Source organism: Rhodococcoides fascians A25f, assembly GCF_000760935.2.
Classification (GTDB): domain Bacteria; phylum Actinomycetota; class Actinomycetes; order Mycobacteriales; family Mycobacteriaceae; genus Rhodococcoides.
This window is the reverse complement of sequence record NZ_CP049744.1, coordinates 973,009-990,379: the sequence shown is the minus strand read 5'-3', so window position 1 is coordinate 990,379 and position 17,371 is coordinate 973,009. Positions and strand designations below refer to the sequence as shown.

The window sequence follows — 17,371 nt, the reverse complement described above, 5'->3', positions numbered from 1 at the left end:
CCTCGTAGCAGAGTACGAGGTTCCGTGCACATGCGGCGCAGCCGCTCAGCCGCTCAGCGTATCCCGTCCCACACCGCGCGAGTCGCCGGCCGCGGGTCCAGAACGACGCCCGGCTCGTCCCCGAACATCATCACCGCACGGTCGGTGCCGTACGAGTCCCAACCGGGCGAGCCGTCGCGCACGAATTCGACCCAGGCACGGTGCATCTCGTCGGCAACCTTCTGCGGCGGATTCGGGCCCGTGATTCGTGCGGTCTCGGACTTGTGCAGCATGTCGAACACGAACGGGATCTCGAGTGCATGACAGGCCCCGAGCGCGCCGTCGAACAGTGATGAGCGCCAGGTGAATTCGTAGACGAAGGCGTTTCCGGAGCGGGCTTCGACCAGACGCGTGGCCGGTATGCGGAAGAACCAGTCGGTCATGACCGCGATCATCAGCTCGCCGGCCGAGGCGTCGGGCAGCTGTTCGCGGTACCGGTCCAGCGCCGACGGGTCGGCTCGGTACCCGGCGAGGACCACCTTCACGTAGTCCTCGGTGAGGTGCGGGACAATCCCGGCCGGGACGATGAAGAACGCATGTTCCTCACTGGTGGTTCCGATCAGCACGTCCACCTGTGCGCTCGCGCCATCACTGATGATTCGCGAAAACGGCAGCCCCGGAACGACATCACCGTCGATGTACGGCTCGAAGGCCATCACGTTCAGGGCGAGCTCACCCCAGGCTCCGGTCGGAGCCTCGGCCGTGATTCGATCGGACAGTTCACGCTGAGCATCGACCAAGGCATCCACCGGCACCGACCCCAGGCCGTCGACCGTCGCCTCGACGCCGAGCGAGGCCGCCAACGCAGCGGATACCTTGGCGGCAGTCTCGGCGGTGATGACGTGGTGGCCGGCTCCGCTCTGCAGAATCGCCCGTTGGAAGAGTCCCTCGGCACGAGGCATCGACATCAGGGTGCCGACGCTCATCGCGCCGGCCGACTCTCCCGCGATGGTCACCCGGGCCGGGTCGCCGCCGTAAGCAGCAATGTGGTCGCGTACCCATTCGAGGGCCGCGACCTGATCGAGCATCCCGCGGTTGGCGGGGGCTCCATCGATCAGTGCGAAACCGTCGACGCCGAGTCGGTAGTTGATCACCACGGCCACGATGCCGTCGCGCGCGAAGGCGGTACCGTCGTACGTGGGAATGGCGTTGCTGCCGTTGACGAATGCGCCGCCGTGGATCCAGACGAACACCGGTGCCGAGCCGCCGACGTCGGGGGTGAAGACGTTGACGTTCAGGCAGTCCTCGCCGGGTACCACCGGCTCACTGAGGATCTCACTGGTCGGCGGACGGTAGCCCACCTTGGGAACGGTGGCCCCCAACTCGAGCGCGTCGCGCACTCCGTCCCACGTGGGCGGCGGCGACGGAGCCTGAAATCGGCGGGGTCCGAACGGAGCCTCGGCGTACGGCACTCCGAGGAACGAGGTGACGCCTGCGCCGGTCCGACCGCGAACCTGGCCCTGAGGTGTATCGACGATGATCGTGTCCATACGTCCTTATTACCCTGTTCGCTTCGCCTTGTCGGTCGGACCGGCAACTTCGGGTGCTCAGACCAGACGTGCCTCGGGCGAGCCCGTCTTGCCCGCGTCACGCTCGACGGAATCACCGAGGGCCTCGTCGATCTTCGCGAGCACGTCGGCGTCGAGGGTGACCTCGGAGGCCTTGATGTTCTCGGCGATCTGCTCCGGTCGCGAGGCACCGACGAGCGCGGCGGCGATGTTGTCGTTGGCCAGCACCCAGGCAACAGCCAACTGCGCCATGGTGATTCCGAGATCGTCGGCTATCGGCTTCAGCTGCTGCACCCGGGTGAGCGTCTGATCGTCGAGGTAGCGCGCGATCATCTTGTCGCCGCCCTTGTCGTCCTTGGCGCGCGAACCGTCGGGCAGAGGTTGACCGGGAAGGTACTTGCCGGTGAGCACACCCTGGGCGATGGGTGACCAGACGATCTGCGAGATGCCCAGTTCCTTCGACATCGGGATCACCTGATCCTCGATGACACGCCAGAGAGCCGAATACTGCGGCTGATTCGAGATGATCGAGAAGCCGTTCTGGCGGGCGAGTTCCTGCCCGGCGCGGAGCTGGTCGGCGGTCCATTCCGAGACGCCGATGTAGAGCGCCTTGCCCTGGCGGACGACGTCACCGAACGCGGCGATGGTCTCCTCGAGCGGGGTCTCGACGTCGTAGCGATGAGCCTGGTAGAGGTCGACGTAGTCGGTGCCGAGCCGACGCAGCGAGGCGTCGATGCCTTCGAGAATGTGTTTGCGGGAGAGTCCGGTGTCGTTGGGGCCCTTGGGTCCGACGGGGAAGTAGACCTTCGTGAAGATCTCGAGCGATTCCCGACGCTCGCCTTTCAGCGCGTCGCCCAGCACCGTCTCTGCAGCTCCGTTGGCATAGACGTCGGCCGTGTCGAACGTAGTGATGCCCGCGTCGAGAGCCGCGCGTACACACTGGGTGGCGATGTCGTTCTCCACCTGCGATCCGTGCGTCAACCAGTTGCCGTAGGTGATCTCCGAGATCTTGAGTCCACTGTTTCCGAGGTATCTGTAAGCCATGAAGAAAACGGTACTCCGGTGACTTTCGGGTCAGGCTCCTTCATGTCGTCTCGTCCGACGCCCGGTAAAGATCAAGAGCCCACATCCCGATGCCGGCGAGCACCACCGTCGCGGAGGCAGCTCCCGTCGAGAGCCACAGGTCGATGCTGGGAGAGAACGTGCTCGTGTCGATCGACGTCAACGGTGTGTAGGCAGTCCAGCCGTAGGTGACGACCATCGGGACCGTGATCGCCACCGGCACCGCGAGGCCTAGCGTCGAGGTCGTGGGGGTGGGGGTCGAGGGGGTGCACGAAATGTACAGGTAGGCCGCAGCGGCCGGAAATACCACCAGACTCGCCGCGTAGTGCACGTTGTCCATCGGCGGGTACTCGAACAGTGCGGTCACGCAGACCAGTGCCAGAGCAGTGATGCCGATCCACGAACGCCCCCAGCGTATTCCGAGTACCACACCGACCGACACGGCGAGTGCCGTGACGGCCACGAGCCCGAGTACCCAAACTCCGTCCGACACATCGATACCCACACCGGAAGTGGTGTTCGCGGTGAGCAACACGGCCGTCCCGGCGAGAACGAGCCTGCCACCTCGGCCCGGCAGCAAAGCCGCGGCTGCGAACAGTACGGGTACGACGAGGATTCCGAAGTACCAACGACCGACGAACCCGTATTCGCTCTGAAACACGCTGAGTCCGAACAGTACATCGAGCAGAAGGCCACCGATCGAGACCAGCAGTATCGCCCCGACCGTACGGATGTCCCGCTCGGGTGGCGAACAGTCGTCACCGCTGTCGACACGAGCTGCCACGAACACCGTCAGCACCACGAGGGCGCAGAGGACCGGTACGACCACCGGAGTGCCGATATCGGACTCGGTGAGGTAGTCGGCGTAGCGACGCGGGATACCTGGGTAGTGCAGGGCCTCGACCGCGCCTGCACTGAGCAGGCCCAGAAGGAACGACCCGATCAGCAGCGCTTGTCGAACTCGTGCACCGTTCGCCCGTACTGCAGTGCATCCCAGGAGAACTCCACCTGCCACCACCTCGGCGAGGTCGGAGGGCATCAGCAGTGCCGTCACGCCGGCGACAACGGCAGCGGCGATGGACAGGCCGGCCAGAATACTGCGCCGACGAACGAGCATCGCCAGACCCGACGCCAGAATCACTGCTGTCGCAACTCCTCCTCCACCGCTGGAGAGCAGCACGCCGCCGACGCTGGTGTCGCCGAAGATGTCGACCCCGTCGGATTGCGACAACAAACCGGCCAGCAGTCCGGAGAGCAGTAGTGCGAGCACAGCCATTGCCGAATTATGCACGGCCGCCGCGGTAGTGACGGGAGGCTGCGAGGATCTTCTCAAGGGTATCTGCGAATGAGCGTAATTCGTCCTCACCCACCGCGGCACCCACGGCGTCCGACCACGCGTGTTGAGCGTCTCTCAGTGCGGCGACTGTCTCGCGCCCCTTGGAGGTGGGTTCGAGTAGCTTGGCCCGTCTGTGGTGAGGGTTGTCGACGTAGACCGCCCAGCCTTTGTCCACCAACAGATTTGCCGTCCGCTGCACGCTCTGCCGCGCCAATCCCAACCCGACGCGTCGCGCGATATCAGCGACCGACAGCGGCTCGTCCAGGGTGGCTCCGAGGACCTGCCACCACGCCGGTGTCAGTCCAGTCGGCGCGGTGATGTCCTGTGCCGCAGCGAGAAACTCGCCGTTGAGCTCGAAAACAGGCAACACCACCGCCGTCAGCGCATCACCCTCCGGACTGCGGTCGGTCATGCCCCCGCCAGCTGGTCGTAGTACTTTCGCTCGCCTGTCGTGTACAGGCCGTACCAGGCATCGATGACGGGTTGCGGAAACACGTTCAGCCGCTCGAACACCAGCTTGGCGAACTCGATGGGTGCAGTCGCGCCGGCAGTGATGACCGTACCGTCGGACACCGCTTTGTCGTCTCGGTAGTGCTCGGCTCCGCTGTATTGCTCTGCAGCAGTGAGAAAGTCGGCAGCATTAGACGTATGCGGCCGGTCGTTGAGCAGTCCGGTCCGAGCCAGCCCGTAGGTGGCACCGCAGATCGCCACCACCGGGGTCCCCGCCGCAACGAGTTCGGCGGCAAGCTTGAGTACCGTGTCGTGCCCGGACTCCCAACTGCCCGCTCCCGGCATAATCAACGCGTCGAGTGTCGGCAGATCCGCCAAGCCGACGTCCGGAGTGATGCGCAATCCTCCCATCGTCGTCACAGCCTCCCCCGTCTCCGAGGCGACGATCAGCCGGTTGGCTTCCGGGTCTTGTTCACGGGCCATGGCCAGGCCGGCGGTGAGGTACCCGTATTCCCAGTCGGCCATGGTGTCGGTGGCATAGAGCGCAATGGTGGTCATCGGAACGTCCTCACGTCGATTGACAGTATGCTGTCAATCATCACCCCATTGACAGCAGGCTGTCAATCCCCGGCAACACCCGAGTGGCTCGCGCGCGCGGATCCACCTCGTCCAGATAGATCCGGCATGCCGCGTGATATCGCTGGTCGAAGGCCATACCCGCGGCCACTTCGCCCCCGAGCGCATCCGCATCCCTGGCTGTACCGCGAGCCCGTGCGACGTCCATCGGGGTGTCGACGAAGACCGTGTAGTCCCAGTAGTCAGGCAGCGGCGGCCGGTGAAGAAACGTTCCGTCCACCACGACGATCGCATCGGTAGGCACCGGCTCAGGCGGATCTTCCACCGGCTCATCGGACGACAGATCGATGATGCGACGCCGGATCTCGCCGCTTCCTTTCGGGCCCAACGGGATCAGCACCTGCGTACACAGCGCGTCGAAGTCGTATGCGTCCCGGTAGTAGCCGGTAGCCGACGCTCGCCCCTGCCGATACCGATGGGCGCGCCGGTGATGGAAACCGTCCATGGTCACATGAATCGCAGGACGACCCTGCGCTGCAACAGCACTCACCAGCCACCGCGCACAGGTCGACTTTCCCGATGCCGTCACCCCGTCGATCGCCACACGTAGCGGGTGCCCCAGATCTCGAGAGATCACGTCCCGCACCATGTCCTCACCGATGCCCATCCGACGAGGGTAGGCCAAGAGAAGTACTCAACCAAATGGTTGACTATGTACGTCACGCGGCTTATCCTCGGCTTCACCGAGAAAGCGAGGAGCCGATGGAGGATCACACGGAGCAACTCGACAAGACATTCGCGGCCTTGGCCGACCCCACTCGACGCGACATGGTGGCGCGGCTCGCCGCCTCGGATGCGAGTGTCAGCGAATTGGCGGAGCCGTACGACATGAGCCTGCAGGCCGTATCCAAGCACGTGAAGGTGCTCGAGGAGGCCGGACTGGTCACCCGTAGCAAAGATGCCCAGCGTCGGCCGGTGCATCTGGACGCTGAGGTCTTCGGGCTGATGACGAAATGGATCGAGCGCTACCGACAGGAAGCAGAACAACGCTATCGACGCCTCGACGCCCTGCTGGACGGCATCGCAGACGACAAGACCACCGAGACGAAAGAGGTGTCATGACTGTGCACGAAACCGAGATCCTCGCAGACGAGAAAGTACCCACGATCGAGATCGTTCGAGAGTTCGATGCAACACCGGAGCAGGTGTTCCGCGCTCACATCGATCCCGAGCTGTATCGGCAGTGGGTGGGGCCCAGATCGTTGACCACGCGAATTCTGAAGTGGGAGGGCCACACCGGAGGTTCCTGGGCATTTGCCAACGATCGGGACGGCGAGGAGATCGCAGCCTTCTTCGGCAGTTTCCACGAGGTCAGGGACAACGAGCGGATCGTGTGGACGTTCACCTACGAGGGCCAACCCGATTCGGTTGCACTCGAGACGCTCACCTTCGAGCGCCGCGACGGCGGGGGCACGCTCCTGAAAGTTCTCAGTGTGATGTCGGACTTCGCAACTCGCGACGGGATGCTGTCCAGTGGCATGGATGTCGGGGTGAAAGAGGGTTACGACAAACTCGACGAACTGCTCGGGCAACGAACAGGGCCGGCCCAGCAGCACCTACAGGACGCGGCAGCGTTCACCGCGCTGGTCGAGTCCGCCTCGCCCGAGGACTGGCCACGCCCCAGCCCGGTATCGGACTGGGCCGCAATCGATGTCGTGAAGCACCTGATCGAGTGGTCTCGCGGCTTTCTCGCCGGCGGCGCGGGAATCGAGTTCCAGACCCTGGACATCGACGCCGACCCGAAAGCCGCATGGAGGCACCACGTCGCCGACATCCAGGCAATTCTGGACGACCCTTCCGACCGCGTGTTGAGCAACCCGCACACGGGAGACATGCCGGTGGACGAGGCGATCGCGATGTTCTACACCGCCGACATCTGGATGCACTCCTGGGACCTCGCGAAAGCCCTTGGCTTGGAACACGACTTGGGCCAGGATCGCTGCGCTGCGGCCCTCGACGCCATGCGACCGATGGAGCAGATGCTACGGGACAGCGGACAGTACGGGCCCGCCGTCCCGGTTGCCGACGACGCGTCCCCGCAGGACAAGCTGATGGCCTTCATCGGCCGTGACCCGGCCTGGCAGCCGGGTCGATGACCTAGGTTCAGAAGTACTTCTTCAACTCCATTTTCGCGATCGACATCTTGTGCACCTCGTCCGGACCGTCGGCCAGACGCAAGGTGCGAATGTGGGCGTACATCATCGCGAGCGGGAAATCGTTGCTCACTCCGCCGCCGCCGTGCACCTGGATGGCACGGTCGATGATCTTCAGTGCCATCTCCGGTGCAGCAACCTTGATGGCTGCGATCTCGGTGCGCGCTTCCTTGTTCCCGACGGTGTCCATCAGGTATGCGGCTTTGAACGTGAGCAGTCGCGTCTTCTCGATCTCGATCCGCGCCTCGGCGATCCAGTCCTGAATGTTCGAGCGCATCGCCACCGGCTTACCGAACGTCACTCGCGATACTGCACGGCGACAGAGCAATTCGAGCGCACGCTCGGCAACGCCGATGGTGCGCATCGCGTGGTGGATACGGCCGGGCCCCAAGCGAGCCTGACTGATGGCGAAGCCCTCGCCCGGACCCTTCAACACGTCCTTTGCCGGCACCCGCACGTCCTCGAAGAGCACCTCGGCGTGACCTTCGCGGTCGATGTAGCCGAACACCGGCAGATTACGCAGGACCGTGACCCCGGGTGCGTCGATGGGTACCACCAGCATCGACTGTTGACTGTGGGTAGCCGCCTCGGGATCGGTCTTGCCCATAACGATCAGAACCTTGCAGTTCTTGTGCATCGCATTGGACGTCCACCACTTGCGACCGTTGAGGATGAAGTCGTCTCCGTCGCGGTCCATCTTCATGGCGATGTTCGTGGCGTCGGAACTGGCGACGTCGGGCTCGGTCATCGCAAAGGCTGAGCGAATGGTGCCGTCCAGCAACGGCTTCAGGTACTTCTCTTTGTGCTCGTCGGTGCCGAAGAGCGTGAACACCTCCATGTTGCCGGTGTCCGGTGCGTTGCAGTTGCATGCCTCGGGAGCGAGCAAGCTGCGGCCCATGATCTCGGCGAGCGGTGCGTACTCGAGGTTGGTCAGACCGGGGCCCCACTCGGGGTGCGGATGGAACAGATTCCACAGTCCACGTGAGCGCGCTTCCTTCTTCAGATCCTCGATGATCGGCGGCTGGAAATGCGGGTCACCGGAGTCGAGCATCTGCTGCTCGTACACGGCCTCGGCCGGGTAGACGTGAGAGTCCATGAACTCCAACAGATCCGACTCGTATTTCTTCGCACGGTCGGAGGTCTCGAAAAATGCCACGGTGGGCCCCTATCGGTTGTTGTCGAGCAAGCTGTCCTGGTAGCGACGCATGCCGCGCAACCACCGGTCGTAGTCGGCACCCTTGTTGCGGTACATGTCCAGTACGTTCTCGTGCGGCAGGATGAGGAACTGCTCGCGGTCCATCGCGTCGAGCACCACATCGGCAACGTCGAGGGGTTCGAGGACGGCACCGGCGCTCAGCACCGCCGCAGTTGCGGCCGCTCCCAACGCATCTCCGGACTCGCGTCCCTCGTACAGCAGTTTGGTGTTGACACCCATGGGGCACAGGCAACTGACACGAATGCCTCGGTTGCCGTAGGTGACGTTCATCCATTCGGCGAATCCGACGGCCGCGTGCTTGGTCGTCGCGTATGTGGCCGAACCGATCTGGGTGAGCAGACCTGCCGCAGAGGCGGTGCTGACGAAATACCCCTCACCACGCTCGAGCCAACCCGGTACCAAGAGCTGCGCTGCGCGTATATGTGCGCGTACGTTCACATCGAACGAGAGGTCCCAGTCCTGTTCGGTGGCGTCGAGTCCGGGTGCGCCGCTGATACCTGCGTTGGCGAAGTAGAGATCGACCGGACCGAACGAGGCCTCGGCCTGTGCGATCAGCCGCTCGATATCCGCGATGTTCGACGCGTCCGCAGCGACTGCGACGGCCGTCCCCGGCCGATCTCGTTCGATGGCGTCGACCACTGCTCGAGCCGTCTTCCCGTCGAGGTCGGAGACGACGACGCGTGCGCCGTGCTCCGAGAGTCGAGCAGCGATGGCCCCGCCGATTCCGCCACCAGCGCCGGTGACGATGGCAACCTTGCCTTCAACCTTCATTCCCCAGGTATAGTTGAAGTCAGATTCAAGTTCAACCCTGGTTCGGTGAACGTCCAGCTCAGGCAGGGTGTCATGCTCTCGGCCGCGTCGGATCGGTGATCCATCCCGACCACGAGCCCGGATACAACGCAGCGTCGATACCAGCCAATTCGAGGGCAAGAATCTGGTGTGCGGCGGTCACCCCGGATCCGCAATAGACAGCGACGTCTTTCCCCTCCGGCACAAGTCCACCGAATGCGCCATCGAGTACCTCGGGATCCAGAAACTGTCCGTCAGAATCGACGTTGTCGGTCGTGGGTCGGTTGATCGCGCCCGGGATGTGACCGGCTACGGGGTCCACCGGCTCCACCTCGCCGCGGAATCGTTCGGGTGCCCGCGCGTCGAGCAGTACGTTGTCCCGGGCGAAATCGAGTACGTCGTCGACGTCGAGGACGCGTGCCAGGGATGGCCGGGCGGTGAAAGATCCAGCCGCCACGATCGACGGTTCGGTGCCGATCGGGAATCCGGCGGCCATCCACTGAGCCAGACCGCCGTCGAGGACTCGCACGTCCGCGTGGCCGTAGTAGCGCAACAGCCACCAGCCGCGCGCGGCCGCGGTCGCCGGTCCTCCGTCGTAGACCACGACCGAGGAGTCGTCGCTGACGCCGGCGCCGCGCATCGCTGCGACGAAGGTCTCCTCGTCGGGCAATGGGTGACGGCCGCGGTGATTCGGGTCGTTCCTGCCGGCTCCACTCCCGTGGTCCGGCGGGGCGGCCAGATCGGCATCGAGGTCGACGAATTGGGCGTGCGGGATGTGCCCGGCCTCGTAGCCCGCTCTGTCGCTCCCGGTCTGGAGCGTGAACCGGATGTCGAGGACGACCGGGGCCCGTCCCATCTCGAAGAGATCGTGCAGTTCGGCGGCAGAGATCAGCGGCGAAGGGCTCATAAGCATCCGACGCTAACAGCCCCGCACGGGGAATAGCTCGGTGTCGATACGGGTTGTGCGCAGGCGTGACCGAAACTGCATCCACAACTCAGCATCTGTCCACCGCCGGGCTCTTCGAGCCGTTCGAGGTCAAGTCGCTGAAGCTGCGCAACCGCTTCGCCATGGCTCCGATGACGCGCGCCTTCTCGCCCGACGGCATCCCCGGCCCGGATGTGGCGGAGTACTACCGCAAACGCGCCGCCGGTGGTACCAGCCTCATCATCACCGAGGGCACCTACATCCCCGATCCCGCCGCAGGTCCTCACACCCGCGTCCCACGGATCTACGGCGACGCCAGCCTCGAAGGCTGGAAGGGCGTCGTCGACGCGGTGCACGCCGAGGGCGGCGCGATCATCCCGCAGCTGTGGCACCTCGGCGTCGAGCGGGGCACCGAGCCTCGCCTGTTCCCCGACGTCACCACCGTCAGCCCGTCCGGAATCGCCCTCGACGGCTCCTCGGTCGGTAGAGCCTTCACCGACGCCGACCTCGACGAACTCACCTCCCAGTGGGTACAGGCTGCGGTCAACGCACAGAACACCGGCTTCGACGGCCTCGAACTGCACGGCGCTCACGGCTACCTGCTCGACGAGTTCCTGTGGGCTACAACCAATGTGCGTGACGACGAGTTCGGTGGCTCGCTCGAAGCCCGCACCCGTTTCCCGGCACAGGTCGTTGCTGCGATTCGTGCGGCCGTCGGCGAGGACTTCGCCATCGTGTACCGATTCTCGCAGTGGAAGAGCAATCACTTCGACGCTCGGATCGCACAGAACCCCGAGGAACTCGGACGCGTACTGACGCCACTGGTCGACGCCGGAGTGGACGTGTTGCACGCGTCGACCCGACGCCACTGGGATCCGGCGTTCCCGGAGCTGGACGGCAACGACGGAAAGCTCGGCTTAGCTGGTTGGACGCGCAAGCTCACCGGAGTTCCGACGATCACCGTCGGATCGGTCGGCCTCGACTCGGTGTTCACGTCGGCATGGTCGGAGGATGCCGCGTCGGGTGTGACCGGATTGGACGCTCTCGTCGGCCAATTCCAGGACGGCGAGTTCGATCTGGTGGCCGTCGGGCGCGCGTTGCTGTCCGATCCGGAGTGGGTGAACAAGGTGGGCGACGGCCGCGTCGACGAGCGCATCGAATTCACGCGCGATCACATTCAGCACTTGGTCTGACGGAGCGGGCACGGGTCTGACGGAGCAGGCACGGGTCTGACGGAGCAGGCACGGGGATTCACGGCAGTATCGCCTAGAACGGCGGTGCTGCCGTGTCGTCTGTCTCGGGTTGTTGGTTGTCGGGTGGGTCGGGGTAGGCGATGATGCCGGATCGTCTGGGTTTTGTGGGGATGTGTGGCGTCAGGTCGTTGCCGATGATGGGTACGGCTGTGCCGTTGGCGGGCAAGGTGATTCGGGTGGTCTTGGAGGTGGAGGTCCACAGAATCGCACCACCGGGGAGCATGACGGCTTTCCAGTAGCCGGCGGTTTTGACGGTGTGGTGGAACTCGCACAGGCATTGGAGGTTGTTGACGGTGGTCCAGCCGCCACCGAGGGGGTTGGCGTGATCGAAGGCGATGATGTGGTCGAGTTGGCAGCGGTCGGCGGGGCGGTGGCAGTCAGGGAAGCGGCAGTGTCGATCACGTAGACGTACCGCGGCGGTGGTGAGGGTGTCGGGTCGGTAGATCAGGGCTCGGTCGGTCAGTGGGTCCCGTCCGACGGATTTTCCGAGGGTGGGGTCGGCGGCGATCGCAGCTTCGAGCGCAGCGGCCAGTGATGCGTTGCCGAGGTAGAGACCCGAGGGTGTCCGGTGTGCGGGTGTGTGGGCTGCTGTAGGGATCGTGCGGTTGTTGCGCCGGAATACGGAGGACAGATCGAGGGCAGAGCTGTGCCGTGTGCCCCTGCCGACTGGCGTATGGGTGCAGAACAGGGCTGCAGCGGAGGTCAGCGACTGCAGACGACGCTGAGATCGATCGTCGCCCGGTGCCGGGTCGGTCGGGCCAGTCGCTGCTGGGACTGGATCCGGTAACGAACCCTGCTCGGCCGGAGGCTTCGGAGTAGGCGATGACACGGTGGCCGCCGCTGGTTCAGGTACAGGCGTCGCACCGGCTGTTGTAGAGCCGGATGGCGTTGTGGAGCCGGATGGCGTTGTGGAAGAGCCTGATTCCGAACAGTCCGGTCCGGTATCAGGTGCCGGCGATGCCTGTTCCGCAGGTGATCGTGGAGCTGACGCGGGTTCGGACGATGCATCAGGGTCGATGTCCGACGTCGCCTCCGCTAGCGGGTCGCTCACTGGTGCCCCTGAGCGCGTTGCTGCGTGCTTCCGGACAGGATCGGCGGCGTCCGCGGTAGGGGTTGCCAACGGGTCAGTCGCAGGTACGGGCGTGGACTCGTCGGTCTCCTCGGCATCGTCGGTCTCGTCGGTCTCGTCGGTCTCGTCGATCTTTTCTGCCGGTTCTTCCGGTGCCGGTGCAGTGGCCGGAGTCGGTTCGGTCGAGGAGTCAGCGTCCGCCCCCAAATCCGTAGCCGACGCCATTCCCCCACCAGCATCAGCGTCTACGTCTGGTTCCGTCGCTGTTCCCACCTCGGATCCTGGTGCCGCCTCTGTCTTCTCGCTGTCCGAGCGTCGTTCCCATTCCCCGGTTTCCGGGTTCTGCACCGCCAGTCCCAGTTTCTCGGCGAGGGTGACAGCGTCGGTGAGCAGGATCTGCCACTGACTGTTCCGTGCCAACTCCCGCGCGAGATCGGGGTCGATCGATCCATGACCGGCCAGATACGCCGGGTTCGCGAGCAACCCGATGAGGGTGCCGATATCGACGGCGATCATCGTCAACGGCACCCGACGATCCGGCAATGCCGCATCCTTTTTCGGGCAGTCATCACGTTGGCACAGGCATGCCAAACGGGGTTCACCGTGCATACGGGCCATGAACGCATCACACAAGCGATCTTGTTTGCCGCGAGGATCTTTCGTGCAGAGCGTGTCGGCCATCTCCCTGAGCAACTGCCACGCCGCCACGGCCTCGGGGGCAGTCAATTCCGCTCGAATCCGCGCCAACTCACCGGCCGGGCTGTACGAAACATGACGGAACCGTTTCGCGAACTCCCGCAGCGCTGCCGCTTCCTCGGGCGCGACCCGCAGCAGGATGTCCCAGATCTCCTTCTCCAGCGGACCCGGTGACGACCTGCGTGCGGCCTCGACGATCTCGTCCTCGACCAGAGACACGATGTCGTCGGAGAGGTTGTCGAGGATCCGGCACACCGTCCGTACCCGCGGGAGGTCGATTTCCCCGGACTCGAATGCGGACTTCACCAGCGGAAGCCGGGTATGCAAGGCGACGCCCACGGAGACGTACGATTCGGCGACGGTGGCGGAGCATCCCAACGCCACTGCCATCTCGGTGCGTCCGTACCGGCTGTAGTGCTTGTACTTGGAATCGAGGGTGATCCAGTCGCAGTGCACGCGGTAGCAGGCGTTGATCTTGCGAGCCGCAAGACGATTCTCTGCTTGCGCGGCAGCGGTCAACGCCTCCAGCGACACGGTCGGTACTGCACCCATTTTTCACCCCCCGGTGAGCAACGATTCAGAACATGCGTTCGAACTGAAAGAAGACTATCTCGACCCACCGACAAGAACGCACAAGCCGCACAAAGGTCGGCTGGCCCGCCACTATTCGCCGAATCGTTCTACACTCCGACCCATGACCGAGCCCGATTCCACCGCGGCCGAGCTGGCCGAGTTGCGCGCCCAGGCCAGCAGAGGCGATCAGGATGCACTCGACCAGTTGGTCGAACTCGCAGGCTCTCGAAACGACCTCGACGAACTGCGCTCCCTCGCCGACGCAGGCAGTACCGATGCCGTCGACATCCTGGTCGAACTTGCCGGTGAACGCGGTGATCGCGTCGAGCTGCACAGGCTGGCGGCCGCAGGCAGCCAGGACGCCGCGGACATTCTGGACGAGCTCGACAGCTAACCGGGGCCTGGCCGCTCCCCCAGTTGCACGGTGAGTCGGTGCGCCGCATCGAGGAGCATCTTGCCCAGCTCCCGTCGTCGATCGTCGCGGAATCGTGTCTCGACACCGGTCAAGCTCAGCGCCCATGCCGGCTTGTCGGCGCGATCGAACACGGCGGCACCGAGCCCCCAGCTACCCTCCACGAGCAACGCCGGGTTGACGGCGAATCCCGTGGAGCGGGTATGCACTATCCGCCTGCGAATCTCCACGGCGGAGTGACTCTCTCCCCACTCCGGCACCAGGTTCACGGCATCGAGATACTCGTCGACCTCCCGATCCGGTAGGTGCGCAAGAATGGCCAACCCTGCGGACGCCACTCCTAGCGGCAGCCGGATTCCCTCGTACAGCACGTGCGAGCGCAGCGGAAAACTTCCCTCCACTCGGAGCAGGCACACCGTCTCCGAACCCCGACGGGCCGACAAAAACGCACTCTCACCACTCTCGGTTGCCAACGCCTGCACAACTTTTCGCGCCTGGTCGGTGATGTCGTACCGCAGGGCCGCCATGGACCCCAGCAGGTAGATCTCCGGCCCCAGCGACCAGCGGCCGGTCGCAGTGTCACGATCGACGAATCCCTGTTCCGCGAGCGTGGACAGCAGGCGATGGGTGGTAGGCCGCGCGATACCGGCCGCCCGCGCGAGGGCAGTGGTGGAGGCACCGGATGGCTCCTCGGCTCCCGCTGCCCGCAGCAACGAACAGATCTTCCCGATCACACTCGCGTTGGCATCCGATGACGTCACCCTAGGATCGTACGTCCATTGAGTGGACACCATGCCTCAATCCGTTCACCGACCGAGCAATCAGAGCCGTTCTTGCCACAACGAAGTCCAGCTCAGGTTCACTGAAGTCATCGTTTGCTCAACGAACACATCAGGAGATCTTGTGACAGGAAAGACCTACGCGTCCGCTGCCGACGCGGTCGCGGACATCGGCCGTGGGGCGACCATCGCGGTCGGCGGCTTCGGGCTGTGCGGTATCCCGGACGCTCTCATCGAGGCCATCGCGAACACCGACGCCGACGAGCTGGAGGTGTTCTCCAACAACTGCGGCGTCGACGGCTACGGACTCGGAATCCTGTTGGCGGCCGGACGCATTCGCCGGGTCACCGCCTCGTACGTCGGAGAGAACAAAGAGTTCGCCCGGCAGTACCTCGCCGGCGAACTCGAAGTCGAACTGACCCCTCAAGGCACACTCGCCGAACGACTCCGCGCCGGCGGCAACGGTGTTCCCGCATTCTTCACCCCCGCCGGGGTCGGCAGCCCCATCGCCGACGGCGGAATGCCGTGGCGCTACAACGCCGACGGCTCGGTATCCATCGCATCGCCGCCCAAGGAAACGCGAGTGTTCGGCGACAAGCGGTACGTACTCGAAGAATCCATCAACGCCGAATTCGCACTGGTGCACGCCGAAACAGGCGATACAGCAGGCAATCTCGTGTTCGACAAGACCGCGATGAACTTCAATCCTCTCGCTGCGATGGCCGGCAAGATCACCATCGCGCAGGTCGAGAATCTCGTGGAGCCGGGCGAGATCGACCCTGCCCACGTACATCTCCCCGGCGTGTTCGTCCAACGCGTCGTCCACACCGGGCCACAGGACAAGCGCATCGAAAAGCGCACCGTCAGTTCAGGAGTTCGAGCATGAGTGCAGGATGGACGCGCGATCGGATGGCCGAACGCGCCGCAGCGGAGATGATCGACGGCGAATACGTCAACCTCGGCATCGGACTGCCGACACTGATCCCGGGGTACCTCACCGACGACGTCAAGGTCACCCTGCACTCGGAGAACGGCATCCTGGGCACCGGCCCTTACCCCACCGAAGACAAGGTCGACGCCAACCTCATCAATGCGGGCAAGGAGACCGTCACCGTCAATCCCGGTGCCGCGTACTTCGATTCGTCGTTGAGCTTCGGGATGATCCGCGGCGGCCACATCGACACCGCGGTGCTCGGCGGCATGCAGGTCTCCCGCACCGGCGACCTCGCCAACTGGATGGTGCCCGGCAAGATGGTCAAGGGCATGGGCGGCGCGATGGACCTCGTACACGGTGCCCGACGCGTCATCGTCGTCATGGAACACACCGACCGCGACGGCAATCCCAAGATTCTCGACGCCTGCACTCTGCCTCTCACGGGCCAGGGCGTCGTGAATCGCATCATCACCAACTTGGCCGTCATCGACGTCGTCGGCGACGGCACGCTCGAGCTGGTGGAACTGGCACCGGGCGTGACCGCCGAGCAGGTCACCGCCGCAACCGGATCGACTCTGAAAAGCTGAACGACTGTTGGCTCGAAACACTGTGGGCCCGAACATCCGAAGACGTTCGGGCCCACAGTATTACGTTCTAGTCCGGAATCATGTCGAACGTATCCGGATTCGGTCCGTTACGACCCTGCTCCCCCTTGTCGAGAGCCGTGATGGCGTCGACATCGGCGGAGCTGAGCTCGAAGTCGAAGATCTCGAAGTTGGCCTTGACCCGCTCCGGCGTCACCGACTTCGGGAAGATGATGTTGCCGCGCTGAATGTGCCAGCGGAGCACCACCTGCGCGACGGATTTGCCTGCCGCGTCGGCGATTCGCTGCAGTTCCGCGTCGTCGAGGACGTTGCCCTGAGCGATCGGCGACCACGCTTCGGTGGGGATGGCATGCTCACGGCCGTAGGCCCATACGTCGTTGTTGACGAAGTACGGGTGCACCTCGATCTGGTTCACCGCGGGGACCGTATCGGTCTCCTGCGCAAGGCGATCGAGGTGAGCGGGCTGGAAGTTGGAGACACCGATATTGCGGGCGCGGCCGTCGGCTGCGAACTCCTCCAACGTCTTCCACGTGGATACGAAGTCGCCGTCGTAGCGGGTGGGAAGGGGCCAGTGGATGAGGAAGAGGTCCACGTAGTCGGTTCCGAGGTCGCTCAGCGTCGCGTCGAACGCCCTACGCGCGTCGTCGGGCCGGTGAAAACCGTTGTTGAGCTTGCTGGTGACGAAGGCCGATTCGCGATCGATTCCGGAGTTACGGATGCCCTCGCCGACCTGCTTCTCGTTGCCGTACATCTCGGCGGTGTCGATGTGTCGGTAGCCGATCTCGAGCGCCGTTTCGACGGCCTTCGCGGTCTCCTCCGGGTCGATCTGGAAGACGCCGAAGCCGAGCTGGGGAATCTGCTTGCCGTTTCTGAGCGTGACGTTGGGTACCTGAGTCATATGGCCGGGGTGCCCGCCCACTCTCGCCTTCAAACCGG

The 17,371-nt window shown here is 64.4% G+C and carries 18 protein-coding genes; 6 read left to right on the top strand and 12 right to left on the bottom strand.

Annotated features, from left to right (window positions below):
• Positions 1-53 precede the first annotated feature (53 nt).
• Genes BH93_RS04655 through BH93_RS04630 form a run of 6 tightly spaced genes read right to left on the bottom strand, consistent with a single transcriptional unit; the run spans position 54 to position 5,638 of the window.
• Positions 54-1,529, bottom strand: a complete 1,476-nt coding sequence (locus BH93_RS04655; RefSeq protein ID WP_037178213.1) for a carboxylesterase/lipase family protein — start codon at positions 1,527-1,529, stop codon at positions 54-56.
• A 57-nt stretch (positions 1,530-1,586) separates the two neighbouring features.
• Positions 1,587-2,591 carry an aldo/keto reductase family protein gene (locus BH93_RS04650; protein ID WP_037178215.1) on the bottom strand — a complete coding sequence of 335 codons (1,005 nt, stop codon included), beginning with the start codon at positions 2,589-2,591 and terminating at the stop codon, positions 1,587-1,589.
• Between the two features lie 40 nt (positions 2,592-2,631).
• Positions 2,632-3,885 (bottom strand): hypothetical protein, encoded by a 1,254-nt coding sequence (locus BH93_RS04645; RefSeq protein ID WP_037178218.1) that lies wholly within the window; start codon positions 3,883-3,885, stop codon positions 2,632-2,634.
• A gap of 7 nt (positions 3,886-3,892) precedes the next feature.
• Positions 3,893-4,357 (bottom strand): MarR family winged helix-turn-helix transcriptional regulator, encoded by a 465-nt coding sequence (locus tag BH93_RS04640; RefSeq protein WP_037178220.1) that lies wholly within the window; start codon positions 4,355-4,357, stop codon positions 3,893-3,895.
• Positions 4,354-4,953 (bottom strand): DJ-1/PfpI family protein, encoded by a 600-nt coding sequence (locus BH93_RS04635; protein ID WP_037178223.1) that lies wholly within the window; start codon positions 4,951-4,953, stop codon positions 4,354-4,356. Before BH93_RS04635 ends, BH93_RS04640 begins: the two co-directional genes overlap by 4 nt.
• 40 nt (positions 4,954-4,993) lie before the next feature.
• Positions 4,994-5,638 (bottom strand): hypothetical protein, encoded by a 645-nt coding sequence (locus BH93_RS04630; protein WP_037178226.1) that lies wholly within the window; start codon positions 5,636-5,638, stop codon positions 4,994-4,996.
• Positions 5,639-5,733: 95 nt separating this feature from the next.
• Here BH93_RS04630 and BH93_RS04625 point away from each other — a divergent pair, with 95 nt between their 5' ends.
• Complete coding sequence (locus tag BH93_RS04625; RefSeq protein ID WP_037178228.1) at positions 5,734-6,093, top strand: ArsR/SmtB family transcription factor; 360 nt, start codon at positions 5,734-5,736, stop codon at positions 6,091-6,093.
• On the top strand, positions 6,090-7,127 hold the full coding sequence (locus BH93_RS28210) for a TIGR03086 family metal-binding protein (protein ID WP_052065972.1): 1,038 nt from the start codon (positions 6,090-6,092) through the stop codon (positions 7,125-7,127). Before BH93_RS04625 ends, BH93_RS28210 begins: the two co-directional genes overlap by 4 nt.
• Positions 7,128-7,134: 7 nt before the next feature.
• Here BH93_RS28210 and BH93_RS04615 read toward each other — a convergent pair whose 3' ends face one another.
• The 3 genes from BH93_RS04615 to BH93_RS04605 form a co-directional block, all read right to left on the bottom strand.
• Positions 7,135-8,280, bottom strand: a complete 1,146-nt coding sequence (locus BH93_RS04615; RefSeq protein ID WP_371832093.1) for an acyl-CoA dehydrogenase family protein — start codon at positions 8,278-8,280, stop codon at positions 7,135-7,137.
• Positions 8,281-8,349: 69 nt separating this feature from the next.
• Positions 8,350-9,171, bottom strand: coding sequence for an SDR family oxidoreductase (locus BH93_RS04610; protein WP_037178232.1), 822 nt, complete (start codon positions 9,169-9,171; stop codon positions 8,350-8,352).
• A gap of 70 nt (positions 9,172-9,241) precedes the next feature.
• Positions 9,242-10,096: a sulfurtransferase gene (locus tag BH93_RS04605; protein ID WP_037178235.1), complete on the bottom strand. Its 855-nt coding sequence runs from the start codon at positions 10,094-10,096 to the stop codon at positions 9,242-9,244.
• Between the two features lie 65 nt (positions 10,097-10,161).
• On the opposite strand from BH93_RS04605, the gene BH93_RS04600 reads away from it, so the two are divergent.
• Positions 10,162-11,307, top strand: a complete 1,146-nt coding sequence (locus BH93_RS04600; RefSeq protein WP_037178238.1) for an NADH:flavin oxidoreductase — start codon at positions 10,162-10,164, stop codon at positions 11,305-11,307.
• A 73-nt stretch (positions 11,308-11,380) separates the two neighbouring features.
• On the opposite strand, the gene BH93_RS04595 is transcribed toward BH93_RS04600, so the two are convergent.
• Positions 11,381-13,684, bottom strand: a complete 2,304-nt coding sequence (locus BH93_RS04595; protein WP_165712640.1) for an HNH endonuclease — start codon at positions 13,682-13,684, stop codon at positions 11,381-11,383.
• A gap of 142 nt (positions 13,685-13,826) precedes the next feature.
• On the opposite strand from BH93_RS04595, the gene BH93_RS04590 reads away from it, so the two are divergent.
• Positions 13,827-14,099, top strand: coding sequence for a hypothetical protein (locus BH93_RS04590; RefSeq protein ID WP_037176079.1), 273 nt, complete (start codon positions 13,827-13,829; stop codon positions 14,097-14,099).
• Here the strand turns inward: BH93_RS04590 and BH93_RS04585 are convergent.
• Positions 14,096-14,911, bottom strand: a complete 816-nt coding sequence (locus BH93_RS04585) for an IclR family transcriptional regulator (RefSeq protein WP_052065554.1) — start codon at positions 14,909-14,911, stop codon at positions 14,096-14,098. The two genes, BH93_RS04590 and BH93_RS04585, sit on opposite strands and share 4 nt — an antisense overlap.
• A 109-nt stretch (positions 14,912-15,020) precedes the next feature.
• On the opposite strand from BH93_RS04585, the gene BH93_RS04580 reads away from it, so the two are divergent.
• Positions 15,021-15,782 carry a CoA transferase subunit A gene (locus BH93_RS04580; protein WP_037176075.1) on the top strand — a complete coding sequence of 254 codons (762 nt, stop codon included), beginning with the start codon at positions 15,021-15,023 and terminating at the stop codon, positions 15,780-15,782.
• Complete coding sequence (locus BH93_RS04575) at positions 15,779-16,417, top strand: 3-oxoacid CoA-transferase subunit B (RefSeq protein ID WP_037176074.1); 639 nt, start codon at positions 15,779-15,781, stop codon at positions 16,415-16,417. The genes BH93_RS04580 and BH93_RS04575 overlap by 4 nt, the downstream gene beginning before the upstream one ends.
• Before the next feature lie 67 nt (positions 16,418-16,484).
• Here BH93_RS04575 and BH93_RS04570 read toward each other — a convergent pair whose 3' ends face one another.
• Complete coding sequence (locus tag BH93_RS04570; RefSeq protein ID WP_037176072.1) at positions 16,485-17,333, bottom strand: aldo/keto reductase; 849 nt, start codon at positions 17,331-17,333, stop codon at positions 16,485-16,487.
• Positions 17,334-17,371: the final 38 nt, after the last annotated feature.

Excerpts from the sequence above, each read along its gene's own strand:
- BH93_RS04610 (WP_037178232.1), bottom strand. The coding sequence starts at position 9,171 with ATGAAGGTTGAAGGCAAGGTTGCCATCGTCACCGGCGCTGGTGGCGGA.
- BH93_RS04615 (WP_371832093.1), bottom strand. The coding sequence starts at position 8,280 with ATGGACTCTCACGTCTACCCGGCCGAGGCCGTGTACGAGCAGCAGATG.
- BH93_RS04590 (WP_037176079.1), top strand. The coding sequence starts at position 13,827 with ATGACCGAGCCCGATTCCACCGCGGCCGAGCTGGCCGAGTTGCGCGCC.
- BH93_RS04575 (WP_037176074.1), top strand. The coding sequence starts at position 15,779 with ATGAGTGCAGGATGGACGCGCGATCGGATGGCCGAACGCGCCGCAGCG.
- BH93_RS04595 (WP_165712640.1), bottom strand. The coding sequence starts at position 13,684 with ATGGGTGCAGTACCGACCGTGTCGCTGGAGGCGTTGACCGCTGCCGCG.
- BH93_RS04605 (WP_037178235.1), bottom strand. The coding sequence starts at position 10,096 with ATGAGCCCTTCGCCGCTGATCTCTGCCGCCGAACTGCACGATCTCTTC.
- BH93_RS04640 (WP_037178220.1), bottom strand. The coding sequence starts at position 4,357 with ATGACCGACCGCAGTCCGGAGGGTGATGCGCTGACGGCGGTGGTGTTG.
- BH93_RS04585 (WP_052065554.1), bottom strand. The coding sequence starts at position 14,911 with ATGGTGTCCACTCAATGGACGTACGATCCTAGGGTGACGTCATCGGAT.
- BH93_RS28210 (WP_052065972.1), top strand. The coding sequence starts at position 6,090 with ATGACTGTGCACGAAACCGAGATCCTCGCAGACGAGAAAGTACCCACG.
- BH93_RS04645 (WP_037178218.1), bottom strand. The coding sequence starts at position 3,885 with ATGGCTGTGCTCGCACTACTGCTCTCCGGACTGCTGGCCGGTTTGTTG.
- BH93_RS04650 (WP_037178215.1), bottom strand. The coding sequence starts at position 2,591 with ATGGCTTACAGATACCTCGGAAACAGTGGACTCAAGATCTCGGAGATC.
- BH93_RS04625 (WP_037178228.1), top strand. The coding sequence starts at position 5,734 with ATGGAGGATCACACGGAGCAACTCGACAAGACATTCGCGGCCTTGGCC.
- BH93_RS04655 (WP_037178213.1), bottom strand. The coding sequence starts at position 1,529 with ATGGACACGATCATCGTCGATACACCTCAGGGCCAGGTTCGCGGTCGG.
- BH93_RS04630 (WP_037178226.1), bottom strand. The coding sequence starts at position 5,638 with ATGGGCATCGGTGAGGACATGGTGCGGGACGTGATCTCTCGAGATCTG.
- BH93_RS04635 (WP_037178223.1), bottom strand. The coding sequence starts at position 4,953 with ATGACCACCATTGCGCTCTATGCCACCGACACCATGGCCGACTGGGAA.
- BH93_RS04570 (WP_037176072.1), bottom strand. The coding sequence starts at position 17,333 with ATGACTCAGGTACCCAACGTCACGCTCAGAAACGGCAAGCAGATTCCC.